This is a genomic window from Rhodocaloribacter sp. (genome assembly GCF_056451265.1).
Window position 1 is genome coordinate 28,660 of sequence record NZ_JBWOPL010000125.1, and the last position, 11,960, is coordinate 40,619.

General features: G+C 63.3%; 11 protein-coding genes. 5 read left to right on the forward strand and 6 right to left on the reverse strand.

The annotated features are described in order from the left end of the window. Nucleotides 1-38: 38 nt before the first annotated feature. The 6 genes from AC1HIY_RS18050 to AC1HIY_RS18075 form a co-directional block, all read right to left on the reverse strand. On the reverse strand, nt 39-587 hold the full coding sequence (locus tag AC1HIY_RS18050) for a hypothetical protein (protein WP_479578258.1): 549 nt from the start codon (nt 585-587) through the stop codon (nt 39-41). Nucleotides 588-897: 310 nt separating this feature from the next. Then, complete coding sequence (locus tag AC1HIY_RS18055; RefSeq protein ID WP_479578260.1) at nt 898-3,492, reverse strand: hypothetical protein; 2,595 nt, start codon at nt 3,490-3,492, stop codon at nt 898-900. Between the two features lie 84 nt (nt 3,493-3,576). Next, complete coding sequence (locus AC1HIY_RS18060; protein WP_479578263.1) at nt 3,577-4,140, reverse strand: hypothetical protein; 564 nt, start codon at nt 4,138-4,140, stop codon at nt 3,577-3,579. A 47-nt stretch (nt 4,141-4,187) separates the two neighbouring features. Then, on the reverse strand, nt 4,188-4,664 hold the full coding sequence (locus AC1HIY_RS18065) for a hypothetical protein (protein WP_479578265.1): 477 nt from the start codon (nt 4,662-4,664) through the stop codon (nt 4,188-4,190). Nucleotides 4,665-4,875: 211 nt separating this feature from the next. Further along, entirely contained in the window at nt 4,876-5,391 is a 516-nt protein-coding gene (locus AC1HIY_RS18070; RefSeq protein ID WP_479578267.1) for an N-acetyltransferase family protein, read from the reverse strand. A 75-nt stretch (nt 5,392-5,466) separates the two neighbouring features. Then, the gene (locus tag AC1HIY_RS18075) at nt 5,467-6,951 is read right to left on the reverse strand and encodes a S8 family serine peptidase (protein WP_479578268.1); all 1,485 of its coding nucleotides are present in this window, start codon (nt 6,949-6,951) and stop codon (nt 5,467-5,469) included. A gap of 194 nt (nt 6,952-7,145) precedes the next feature. On the opposite strand from AC1HIY_RS18075, the gene AC1HIY_RS18080 reads away from it, so the two are divergent. The 5 genes from AC1HIY_RS18080 to AC1HIY_RS18100 all read left to right on the forward strand — a co-directional run bounded on the left by AC1HIY_RS18080 (nt 7,146) and on the right by AC1HIY_RS18100 (nt 11,778). Continuing rightward, nucleotides 7,146-8,075 (forward strand): hypothetical protein, encoded by a 930-nt coding sequence (locus AC1HIY_RS18080; RefSeq protein ID WP_479578271.1) that lies wholly within the window; start codon nt 7,146-7,148, stop codon nt 8,073-8,075. Next, nucleotides 8,072-8,932: a sulfotransferase domain-containing protein gene (locus tag AC1HIY_RS18085; protein ID WP_479578273.1), complete on the forward strand. Its 861-nt coding sequence runs from the start codon at nt 8,072-8,074 to the stop codon at nt 8,930-8,932. The genes AC1HIY_RS18080 and AC1HIY_RS18085 overlap by 4 nt, the downstream gene beginning before the upstream one ends. A gap of 98 nt (nt 8,933-9,030) precedes the next feature. Continuing rightward, nucleotides 9,031-9,297, forward strand: coding sequence for a lasso peptide biosynthesis PqqD family chaperone (locus AC1HIY_RS18090; protein ID WP_479578275.1), 267 nt, complete (start codon nt 9,031-9,033; stop codon nt 9,295-9,297). Beyond that, nucleotides 9,294-9,779: a lasso peptide biosynthesis B2 protein gene (locus AC1HIY_RS18095; RefSeq protein ID WP_479578277.1), complete on the forward strand. Its 486-nt coding sequence runs from the start codon at nt 9,294-9,296 to the stop codon at nt 9,777-9,779. The genes AC1HIY_RS18090 and AC1HIY_RS18095 overlap by 4 nt, the downstream gene beginning before the upstream one ends. A 64-nt stretch (nt 9,780-9,843) precedes the next feature. Then, complete coding sequence (locus AC1HIY_RS18100; protein ID WP_479578279.1) at nt 9,844-11,778, forward strand: asparagine synthase-related protein; 1,935 nt, start codon at nt 9,844-9,846, stop codon at nt 11,776-11,778. The last annotated feature ends 182 nt before the right edge of the window (nt 11,779-11,960 follow it).

Below are 11,960 nucleotides of genomic sequence, written 5' to 3' on the forward strand. Positions count from 1 at the left end.
GCATACGGTCTGGGAGCGGACCCCGCGAGGCGCCCGGCTCAGAATTCGTAGGAGAAGATGCGGGACAACTGCACCGGCTGTGCGAGGTAGGGTTCGAGGTCGCTGCCGGGCCAGGTGTCTTCGACCGTGACGGTCACGGCCTTGCTGAAGGTGCGGCCGTCGAAGCGTTCGAGGTTTTCATCCACGTAATAGACTTCCACATCGACGTTGAAATAGACCGTGTCGACGCCCATCGCGAAGGGGATGAGGGCGGTCTGCATCTTGTGGAAGTCGTCGATGTCGTCGCACAGGTCTACGCCCGCGCCGAAGACGCTGCACCCATGACCGGGGGTGAAGTGATCCGTGGCGTTGACGAAAGAGAAAAGGTCGAGGTCCGCGAGCGTGCCGGTGACGGCGCCATCGAGGACGGCCTGATCGTACGGACGGGCGCGGATGACCTCCATGACTTCGAGGGCCACCGAGCCGGCCATCTCTTCGATTTCGCGGGTGACGTCTCGTTGCTGGTTGAAGACGTACTGTTGCTGGACGTTCAGCGTATAGGTGGTCACCAGCATGATGGCTACGAAGGCGAGCAGCGTCTGCGGCATGATTCGTACCGGGCGAGCGTGAGCGACAAATGCGGCGGCAACCTGAACGGGATCTGCCTTCGGCATGGATGGAAGGCAGGAGGCCGGGGTTTTTTTGGTTCGGTTGCGCCGCTCTCTATCCGAGGTTCGTTTTTGGGAAAAGGGGGTATGGTTTTGATCGTCGTGATCCGGACAATCTTAAACGAACCCTCCTCTTTTTCTCGGACATTTCCACAAGCGCCCGGCCCACCAAAAAAAGAAGGAAGGCGCGCCGGAGCACGCCTTCCTTCTCCTGGTTAGAGGGTATCTGACCGGTGGAGCCGGATCAGTTTTACTGATCGTTTTTGCCTCCCCACTGGTCGTGAGCGACGATCCATGACGAGGATTTCAGCGCGGAGAGACGAGAGGCGAGTTTGCCGATGGTCTCGGTGCTGTAATAGATCTGGGCCTGGTTCTGCATGGTAAAGTGCAGGGCTCCGCGGGGGACCTCGGCTCCTTCGTCGTCGTCATCGCCGTCTTCGCTAGCGCCGTCATCATCGCTATCGCCGCTGTCGTCGTCGTCGAAGTCGCCGCCGTCGTCGTCGAAGTCGCCGCTGTCGTCGTCGTCGTCGTCGCTCGCGTTCGATTCGGCACAGGAGCCGACGTAGTCGCCGTGCGCGAGGTGCGCATCGACGGCCGGTTCGCCGATAATGATCGTATGCGCGTTGTCGACGTTGCCGGGCGGGATGTGACAGATGGTCACTTTGTTCTGCCCTTCGTCGTCGTCGCCTTCGTCGTCTTCGTCGTCGTCTTCGGAGGCGCAGTCGTCCTCGTCTTCGCCGTCCTCGTCTTCGCCGCAGACGTCGCCTTCGTCGTCGTCGGACTCGGATTCATAGCTGTCGTCGTCGTCGCCGGAATCGTTCTCGTAGTCGTCCTCGGTGTCGGCTTCACAGGAGCCCCAGTAGTCACCGTGGAAGATGTGTCCGAGCGCGTCGAAGAAACCGACTTCCATCGTGGTGTTCGTTTCCACGTGGCAGATGGTATAGTCGTCTCCGAGCCCGGCCGGACCGGCCAGGCCGGCGGCCCTGAGGTTTGCGAGTTCCGGATATGCGACGCTTTCAGCCGGGGTCGGCGGAGGATTCTGCGCGATGAGGTCCTCCAGCGTGGGAGGAACGTCAGGCGGCAGTTCCGTCCCGGGCGTCCGGCCGGTGTTCATGGAGGTGGTGCATCCATCTCCTTCTGAGAGCGTCACCAGGGTAACGAGATCCTGGAAGTCCGCTGCCGAGCTGCTGAGGTTGGTCGTCCCGAGTTCGAACAGGTAGATGACCTGATTCGGGTCCAGCACCATCATGTCGTTGTCGACATAGGGCGCAACGAAGTACATGATGTCTTCCTGGCCCATGAAGCCCGAGATATCCGGCACGGGATCGCCGTTGCGCAGCACGATGACGTTGGACGATCCGCCGTCGGAGTCCACGGTCATGTACGTCTTCCAGTGGCTGTTGCTGTTGCCGCTATAGCTGGATTTTTTCTTGAGCCATGCGCGCCCCGTGATGTTGATGGACGTACCCGCGGGATAGTCGTTCTCGACCATGTAGGTGCGCGGGTTTTCGCCGTCGTTGACATTGGCGTCTACCGGGAGGTTGAGCGATCCCCAGGGCGCGTAAACGTCGCCGCCAATTTCAAACTCGGTGGTGACCATGAGGTCGTAGACCCCGCTGGCGCTGATGGCTGCGCCCAGTACGGTGACGGATGCATTGAAGCATTCCTGAGGCACGACTTCGTCATTGTCGATGTCGAACGTAACCTCGCCGTCATTGTCGGAGTCGTCATCGTTAGAGATTCCGTCGTCGTCGGAGCCGTCGTCGTCATCATCGTTAGAGATTCCGTCGTCGTCGGAGCCGTCGTCGTCGTCGTCATCGTTAGAGATTCCGTCGTCGTCGGAGCCGTCGTCGTCGTCGTCATCGTTAGAGATTCCGTCGTCGTCGGAGCCGTCGTCGTCGGAGCCGCTCTCCGCTGCGCCCTCGCCGCGTTCATGGCGGACGAGCACGCTGCCGAAGAGGACCGAGGAACCTTCGTGCGTGACATACAGGTCGCCTTCGCCGGAGACGAGCACGATGCCGTTCCAGCGCGCATTGGCCTGCATATCGAAATCGCCATTCACGACGAGCATACCGTAGCCCGACATATTTCCGGTGAGCGTCGCGCTGCCGTTGACCACCACGATCGTCGGATAGTCGGCCGAGCCGAAGCTTTCATTCGTCGAGAAAACCTGATCGCCGTCATACGTTTCGTCGGCATTGGCCACGGCTTCCTCATAGAGTTGGTCGAGGTCGACCGGGATCGTAGCGTTGATGACATTGTCCTGGTTGGTCAGGCCGCGCACCCGTTCTTCGAGACCATCAGCGAGTGGTTGGGTGAAGGACTCCATGACGTCGTTCGTTCGCGTCCAGATGCCGCCGACGGGTGTGCCCCATCCACTCCCTTCGGGGATGTTCTCGGTCTCGCTGGTCGGTCGGGTGTCTTTCCCGCTGATGAGGAAGTCCGTCCCGTTGAAGTTGACTTCGGCGGTGTCGGAGTCCACTACGACGGCCGAGGGGAGAGAGCTCAGGCGCGTGAGCTTGGCCTGGGCGGTGTACGAAGCGTCCCCGTACGTGCCCGTGGCGGAAACCACCACGGGGCCGGCGGAGGAACCGCTGGCATAGGCATCGAAGGAACCGCCCATATACCCCGAGACGTCGTTCTGGGGACGCTCGGTGTCGTATTCCCGCCGCACCTTGCTGGTCACCGCGTTCATGGCCGAGTTCGCGATTTCACGGGCGAGAACCTCTTCTTCATAGTTCGCGCTGATCTGCGTCGTTTCGAAAGACGATCGCTGCACACCGATCATCATCGACGTAAGCATCAGCGTCGCTGCTGCAGATAGAATGAGTGCAAGTTTTCCCATGGTTTTTTACCGTCTGGTGCGCAGGGATATCAGCGCTTTGGTGTTACAAAGAGCTTGTATGGTGCGTTTTATTTCGTCGGTGAATCAAAGGTTGGCCGGGGTAAAGGTCCTTGACCAGTTCGATGCCTTGAGAAACCCTTTGTCGGCGCTGAAGGGAGGGATCACCGAATAGCGAACGTGGATTGTTTTGGCTTCTTCCGGCGAGCTCACGGGGTCGCCTTCCACATTGCGCAACTCGACGACGAATTCGCTCATACGGGCAGGACTGCGCCCCGAGATCGTTCCGTTGACGATTCGCCGGACCTCGAAGAGCGGTATCTCCTCACCATCGAGCTCCAGGGTGTCGGTCGGGACTTCCGTGTACCGCACCACCGAGAGCGCCGTATCGTCGGGGTCGAGGAGCATCAGGAACTCGATGGTGGTTTCGGTGACCTCGTTGAAGACCGAAGTCCCTGCCGGAACGCCGAGTCCGATATTCTTGAAATCGAACTCGATCATCTCGGACATCTCCAGGATCTGACGTTTGGAGGCATAATAGCTGGTCTGATCCACCACGGCTTCACTCGTGCGAAACTGCGAAACGGCGAGAATCAGGATTACCGTTCCGCCGATCATGGTTGCCGTAATATGATCGAGAAGTACTTGCATAAACCTTCTTCAGGGGTGAAAGCAAACGAGCTTTGGTCGGTGAAAAATCACGGGTATGAGTACACTCGGTTCAGCGTGATGGGCTGCTCAAGGCTGGGGTGGGTGACCGTCAGGACGACTTCTTTGGAGAATGTCGGTGTGTTCGAAACCTGAGTAATGTCGTCTTCATCCACGTAATGCACTTCGATCTCCACGGTGAAGCCCATGTCTTCGTAATCGGAGACGTAGATGTAGGGCTGAATCCCGTTGAAGTCATCGATGTCTTCGGCCTGATCGTAAACGCCGCCCGTCGTGAACGGCAGCGGCGTCAGGTCATCGACGTTGGAGACGAACCCCGTAGCCGTTGCCTCGTCGAAGGGCTTCGAGCCGATGTAGTCGAGGATGTCGAGAGCTGCTCCGGTGGCGATGGTCTCAATCTCGTTGTCAACCATCGTCACGCGCGCGTTCAGGATCGAGCGCTGGTTGACCAGCGAAATCTGCATCGTGATGAGCAGGGCCACCAGGGCCAGAAGAGTTTGCGACATAACGGTTCGTCTCTGTGCTTTTTGCGTTTCTCCGGGGGCCGATCCCGGAGGCGTGGAAACCAAACAGTGAGAGCTGTCGAAAGGTGTATCGGCAAACGAAAAAAAATCTTAAATCACCCGGAAGGGCCGCGCGGGTGGAAAGAGGAGAGGGCCAAGTTCGCGCTCCGGGCGGAGAGGGGCCCCGGCGTCGAAGGGGGAAGCGGAGCCGACGCTACAAGGGCGCATCGTCCGAGGAGAGGTCGTCGAGGAGACATTGCAAGATCGCGACGTCGATCCACCGGCCCTCATGAAAACCGATCTCTCGCTGAATACCGACGCGTTCGAAACCGAATTTCCGGTGGAGGGAGAGGCTGGCTTCGTTTTCGGCCCAGATTTTAGCCACCACGTGGTGATAGCCGTAGGATCGGCATCGGGTCATGAGCGCGGCCTGGAGGCGTGTGCCGCACCCGCGACCACGGTGGTCCCTTCTCACATAGACCGAAGTCTCGCAGCAGAAACGATAGCCGGGTCGGGAACTGTAGCGCTTGAGGATGCCCCAGCCGACGACCTCTCCCGCTTCGCTCATGACGAGGAGCGCCTCGCGGTCGTTGAAGCGCTCCATCCAGCCGAGCACATCGCGGGCAGTGTGCGGCGCCTGGTCCATCGTGCTGTCGCCGGCGGCGATGGACTCGTTGTAAATGGCGGCGATGGCGGCTGCGTCTTCGGGGCGGGCGTCGCGGATGGGCACGGTCGGGCTCTTTTCACCGGAGGGTTCGAAAACAATATACGAACCCTCCGGTGAGGCGGGACGCGCCGGCGCGTCTCAGCTGCCCGAAAGGACCGCGCGGAGGGCGGCCTCGGCGTTGATCATGCGACCGACGCGGTCCGAGGCGGGGAGCGTGCTTCCGGTCTCGTGAAGGAGGGCGTAGATCGCCTCAGCGGAGAGGTCGGGGTCGAGCGCGCGCAGGACCCCGATGAGCCCGGCGACCATCGGCGTGGACATGGACGTGCCGCTGAGCGAGACGTACCGGTCGTTCGGCTGGAGCGAGAGGATGTGGACGCCCGGCGCGGCGAGGGGGCGGGCCAGGCTCGTATTCGTGTTCGAGAACCGCGCCTTCTCCAACTGCTCGTCTACGGCGGCGACCGTGATGACGCCTTCGACGTTCGAGGGCATGTGATAGCGGGCATCTTCGTCCGAGTTGCCGGCCGACGTGACGACGACGGCGCCCTGCGCCTGTGCGAACGTGATGGCTTCGACGATCACCTTCGGCGGAACGGGGGAACGATCGCCGAGGGACATCGAGATGACGTCGGCCCCGTCGCGGGCGGCATCGATGACGGCCTGCGCGATCTGCTCGAGCGTGCCCATCCCTCCGGCGTTGAGCGCCCGGTAGCCGGTCACCTCGATGAAGCGTCCCTCCCAGTTGAGGGAGGCTACGCCCACGCCGTTGTTCGTGACGGCTCCGGCGATGCCCGCGCAGTGGGTGCCGTGCCCGTGCTCGTCGGATGCGCCGGGGCTGCTTCGGAAGACGCCGCCCACGTCCTCGTGCCCGGCATCGACGCCCGTATCAACGATGGCGACGACGGCCTTGCGCACGGGCTCGAGGTCGCGGAGCAGGGCGTGCGCCTCATGGGCGTGGATCGCGTCGAGGCCCCATTGCCGGGCCACGAGCGGGTCGTTTTCGAGCACGCGCTCGTCCCGGGTCGCCGGGCCTTCCGCCTCCGGCACGGGCTCCAGCCGGATCACACGGTTCAGCTCGACGTGGTCCACGTTCTCCCGGTCGCGACGGAGGGCGTCCATGAGCGGGGCGAACGTCGAGGGGTCGCCAAAGACGAGGTACGTCTGCGCCAGGTCCTCGTCCAGGGCGCGGGTGAGCTTCGGGAAGGCGCGCTCGTAGCGGACTCCGAATGGCCGGAGCACGGGCGCGATCTCTTCGATGTCGTCGTCCGGGCCGAGCTCGATCAGGAAAGACTCCGCCTCCGTTGCGGCATCGACGCCGAGCAGGCGTTCGGCGCCGAAGAGCAGACCGGCAAGGCCGAGTGTGAGCAAGCCCAGGGCGAAGAACGGCTTGGCCGTCGCGCGCCGGAGCGCCGACAGACCCGCCGCCAGCAGAAATCCGACGCCCACTTCGGCGGCCAGCGTCGTGGCCGAGTGGAGCAGGCTCGCCCCCGAGAACAGGTGCACGAGCACCGCACCCGCGAAGAGACCGATGCCCGCCAGCGCAACCAGCGGCTTACGCTCGCGGCGCGAGGCATCCCAGGCGATGAGCATGAACGCGGCGACTGTGAGAAGGGCGGAGACGTGCATCGGCGTAGGGGTTTGAGGGCGCGCGATCAGGCGAACCCGCGGAGAACGTGCATGAGTTCAGGCTACGATGGGACCCGCGCAGGGGTTTCGTTGTACATCAAGCGCGAATTCAGGATATTTCACACGAGACCTTCACGCGGACGCACCCTATCTTCAGCGTTCCTCATGCGTGCACGACCATTGGATCTAGCGGGATGATGATTGATCAGGCTAACCCCGTTCAGACGACCTTCCTGCATCAGGCCTTCGGCTTGCAGATCGCTTCCTGTCTCCCCCTACCGGCTTTTCTGGAAAGCAATGGAGACCAGTGCGACGTGACCATTCGCTATGGCGCGGCGCCGGAGGAACTTCCGGAAGCGGTCTGGAAGGGCGTTCGGTTTCAGGCGGCTCCCGGGCGGTTGCTCCTCATCGTCGACGACGTGGCCCGCTACCTCGTGCGGGACGGACGTGAGATTGTCATCGATCGGGCGCCGGGGGCAACCGATGACGACGTGCGCCTCTTCTTGCAAGGCTCGGCCTTCGGCGCGCTCTTGCAGCAACGAGGATTACTGGCGTTGCATGCGAGCGCCATCGCCGTGGGTGAGGGGGCCGTCGCGTTCATGGGCCCCTCGGGCATCGGCAAATCCACGCTGGCGACGGCTTTCCATCAGCGCGGCTATACGGTGCTCACCGACGACGTCTGCGTGGTCGATTTCGACGCCGGGGGCGCGCCCGTCGTGGTGCCGGGGTATCCCCAGTTGAAGCTCTGGGGGGATGCGCTGGAGAAACTGGAACTCGACCCGTCGGCGCTCCCGCGCATCCGACCGAAGCTCGAAAAACGCGCGCTCCCGGTGCGCGAAGCGTTCCGCACCACGCCGAGACCGCTCCGGCGTCTCTATATGCTGGACCGCTCGAACGAGCCGGAGATCCACCTGACGTCCCTGCAAGGGTCGGACAAGTTTCTCGCGATCCAGGCGTTCACCTATCGCGTGCAGTTCCTCGAAGCATTGGCCCGGAAGGTGGATCACTTCCGGCAGGCGGGCGCGCTCGCCGCCGTGTGCCCCGTCGTGCGCGTGTCTCGGCCGGCAAAGCCGTACCTGCTGGACGAACTCGTGGCCCGGCTGGAAGACGATTTTGCTTCATGAAGCGCATCCAATGGCTGGCCTCGTACCCGAAATCGGGCAACACGTGGCTCCGCGCTTTTCTGGCCAATCTGCTCAGCGACTCGTCGCATCCGGTCGACATCAACCGCCTCGACTTCGCCCCCGTCGCCGGCGCCCGTTCGCTCTTCGACCGCGCCGTCGGCTACGAAGCCGCCAACCTGACCTTTGACGAAGTGGACCGCCTCCGGCCCGAGGTGTATGCCCATTATGCCCGGCATGCCGAGGATACGATCTACTTCAAGGTCCACGATGCCTACGTCCATCTTCCGGACGGTCGGCCGCTCATCCCCGCCGATGTGACCCGTGGCGTGATTTACGTGATCCGCAATCCGCTCGACGTATGCGTTTCGTGGGCGTATCATAGAAGGCACGAAAACTTCGACAGGGCGGCGGCCTTCATGGCCGATCCCGAGGCGTGTGTGGCCGGTAATCCGGGGAAGTGCTTTCCACAGCTTCGGCAGCGTCTGAAGAGCTGGAGTGAACACGTGCTCGGCTGGAGGGCTTCGGGCCTGCCGGTGCTCGGAATCCGGTACGAGGACATGCACCGGCGCCCGATGGAGACGTTCGCCGCCGTCGCCGCCTTCGTGGGCGCGGGCGACGACCCGGAGCGCATCGCCCGCGCCGTCCGTTTCAGTGATTTTGGCGAGATGAAGCGGCAGGAGCGGGAGCGTGGTTTCTGTGAGCGCGAGGCCGGTACCCGAACATTTTTTCGCGAAGGCCGGATCGGGGGGTGGCGCGAGCGGTTGACCGAGGCACAGGCGATGCGTATCATCCGTGACCACGGCGACGTCATGCGGCGGTTCGGGTATCTGACCTCCACGGGCGAAGCGGTGTATTGAATGCTCCGGCCTCGCGCCGGCGCATCTCAGGGAATTTCTAATGATAAGGCAATCTATTCAAACGTATGCGTGTTCAAGAACAACAGGGAAGGATCGGGTTGGATACCGTCGTCGCGCACGGTGAGGATCTCGTCTCGTGTGAACTCGATGGCGAAGTGGTGTTGATGAGCATTGAAAACGGTTCGTATTTCCGCATCGACGAGATCGGAAGCCGGATCTGGACCCTCCTCGATGAACCCCGACGCGTTTCGGATCTCTGTGATCTGCTGATGCTCGAGTTTGACGTGGCGCGGGGGCAGTGTGAAAGCGACGTGCTGAATTTTCTCAATCAGATGCGCGCGGATCAACTGATCGAGGTCGTGTGAACGGCGCGCATCGCACGGGCATGACGGGGCGAAGCATGAAGTCGTGGCGCCGGAAACTGCGTCGCCTGTCAGGGCGAGATCTCGTGATCGTGGCGGAGGCCGTGATGATGCTGGGGATCGCGCGGGCGGCGGTGGGCGTCGTCCCGTTTCGCACGCTGGCTCGATTCTTCGGAAAACAGCACGCCGAGACCGGAGACGAACTGTTGCCGGAGGATCTCCGGCGGGTGCGCCGGCTCGGGCAACTCTTGCGGGCTTCGGCCGCCGCCGTGCCGTGGGAGTGCAAGTGCCTGACGCAGTCGGTGGCCGGTCGGCTGATGCTGGTGCGGCGGCGCATCCCGAGCACCCTCTATTTCGGTGTGCGCACCGATGAGGACGGCGCCTTCGACGCGCACGCGTGGCTTCGGTGCGGCTCGTACATCGTCACCGGGGGCGACGGCCACGAGTCGTTCACGGTGCTGACCCACTTCGCAGATCCTCTGTGAATGCCCGGACGATCCTGTTCATGCCGAGGGGGAGGAGGAGCGTGTACAACCGGATGAAGTTACGATGAGCGCCATTGCCGGGGTTTATTTTCGGGACGGAGCGCCGCAGGCCGCGGACGCACTGAAGCGGCTGATGGCCCGGATGGATCACCATGGCCCCGACGGGCGCGGACGCTGGGATCGGGAGGACGTCGCGGTGGGGCACCTCGCACTATGCGCACTGCCGGCCGCCCGATGCGAGGCCATGCCCGCGCGGGACGACGCCCGGCGCCTGGTCCTCACCGCCGATGCCCGCCTCGACAACCGGGACGACCTGTGCCGCCTTTTCGGGATCGCGCCCGCCGAACGGGGGGCGACCCCGGACGGCGCGTTGATCCGGCTTGCCTACGAGCGGTGGGGCCTCGACTGCCCGGCCCACCTCGTGGGAGACTTCGCCTTTGCCCTCTGGGACGAGCGAGCACGCCGGTTTTTCTGCGCCACGGACCCGATGAGCCGGCGGCCTCTGTACTACCACCTCGATCCCCGGCTCTTCGCTTTTGCCACCGAGGCCGGCGCCTTGCTCGATCTGCCCGGCGTCCCGGCGCGTATCGATGAGATCGGTCTCTCCAACGTGCTCGTCGGTGGTGTGGAGGCAGAAGATCCCGAGCGCACGTGCTTCGAGGGGGTGCGCGCGCTTCCGGCGGGCTGCTCGCTCGTGGTCGACGCCTCCGGGAGCGCCTGCCGCACGTACTGGCAACCCGACCCCGAACGGCGTCTCTCCTATCGCTCCATCGACGAGGTTTTCGAGGCTTTCCGCGAGCTGCTTGCCGAAGCCGTCCGATGCCGTACGCAAACGCCCGGCGCCGTGGCCGGCATGCTCAGCGGCGGCCTCGACTCCTCGGCCGTCGTCTGCATGGCGGCCCGAGCCCTTCGCCGCGAAGGACGTTCCCTCTTCGCCGTCTCGTCCGTGTTGCCGGAAGGGTACGCCGGTCCGGAGAGAGACGAGCGGTATTACATTGACCTCGTGCGGGATCAGGAAAACCTGGAGGTAGACTACGTCACGGCGGAGGATTGGCCGCTTTTCGGGGCAAGCCTCGAACGGTACTTCGCGCAAACGGGGAGCTTCTCCATGACGTACTTCCCGTACCGCTACGACGCCCTCTTTCACGCGGCCGCCGGGCGAGGAGCGCGCGTGATGCTCGATGGCGGCGGCGGAGAATTCGGGCCGACGTTTCACGGGTACGGCTTCCACGTTTCGCTCGCGTTGCGGGGGCGATGGGTGCGCCTGGCCCGCGAGGTGCGCGCGATGGCCGAGAAACAGGGCGTCCCGGCTATGCGGCTCTGGCGCTCCAGAGTGATCGCGCCTTTGCTCTCGCCGGTGCTTCGGGCACGATATCAGAAACGGAAAGGGGGAGGACTCATGGGCCGGCTGGACCGGTCGGTGATACGCCCGGATTTCGCCGCGCGCTCAGGGGTGATGGAGCGCGTGAAACAGTCTCTGGCCCTCATCTCGTACCCGCATCGGAGCATACGGGCCAATCAGGTCTGGATGCTCGAACGTTCCCGGCAGCCGTCGGCCTTCTGGGCGCGGGAGAAGGGTGTGGAGACGGTGTTCCCCTATCAGGATGTGCGGCTGATCGAGTTTTGCCTCGCGGCGCCGGATGAGGTGAAAGTGCACGCAGGCTGGAAACGCTATCTGCTCCGGCGCGCGATGGAGGGCATCTTGCCCCCGGAGATCCAGTGGCGCACCACCAAAGAACCCTTCTCCCCGGATCATTTTCGGAGACTCTGGAACGCGCGCGAAGAACTGACGACCGCGGTAGAGGCGGCGCGGGACACGTCGGCAGCGCAGACCTATCTCGATATGGAGAAAATGGAAGGAGCGGCCCGCGTGGTCCGGAGGTGCCCTTCCGAAACGGAAGCGATGGCGAGCGAACCGGTCAGGCGTGCGATGGTGACGCTGCAGAACGGCCTCTATGCCACCCGCTTTCTCCAGTGGTTCGACGCCGCCCGCTCCTGAACGTCCGGGCCTCTGGCGACGTCAGGCCGAACCCAAAAAAAACACGAGGAGACCGACGCCGAAGCATCGGTCTCCTCGGAATGAGGGTCTCCGTTCAATGGAGATCAGGCGCCAATGGTCTGCCGGACTGAAGACTGAAGCCCGACGAGCATTTTGACGGGCCGTTAAGAGGCCGCCGAAGT

Excerpts from the sequence above, each read along its gene's own strand:
- AC1HIY_RS18065 (WP_479578265.1), bottom strand. The coding sequence starts at position 4,664 with ATGTCGCAAACTCTTCTGGCCCTGGTGGCCCTGCTCATCACGATGCAG.
- AC1HIY_RS18060 (WP_479578263.1), bottom strand. The coding sequence starts at position 4,140 with ATGCAAGTACTTCTCGATCATATTACGGCAACCATGATCGGCGGAACG.
- AC1HIY_RS18075 (WP_479578268.1), bottom strand. The coding sequence starts at position 6,951 with ATGCACGTCTCCGCCCTTCTCACAGTCGCCGCGTTCATGCTCATCGCC.
- AC1HIY_RS18055 (WP_479578260.1), bottom strand. The coding sequence starts at position 3,492 with ATGGGAAAACTTGCACTCATTCTATCTGCAGCAGCGACGCTGATGCTT.
- AC1HIY_RS18100 (WP_479578279.1), top strand. The coding sequence starts at position 9,844 with ATGAGCGCCATTGCCGGGGTTTATTTTCGGGACGGAGCGCCGCAGGCC.
- AC1HIY_RS18085 (WP_479578273.1), top strand. The coding sequence starts at position 8,072 with ATGAAGCGCATCCAATGGCTGGCCTCGTACCCGAAATCGGGCAACACG.
- AC1HIY_RS18050 (WP_479578258.1), bottom strand. The coding sequence starts at position 587 with ATGCCGCAGACGCTGCTCGCCTTCGTAGCCATCATGCTGGTGACCACC.
- AC1HIY_RS18080 (WP_479578271.1), top strand. The coding sequence starts at position 7,146 with ATGATGATTGATCAGGCTAACCCCGTTCAGACGACCTTCCTGCATCAG.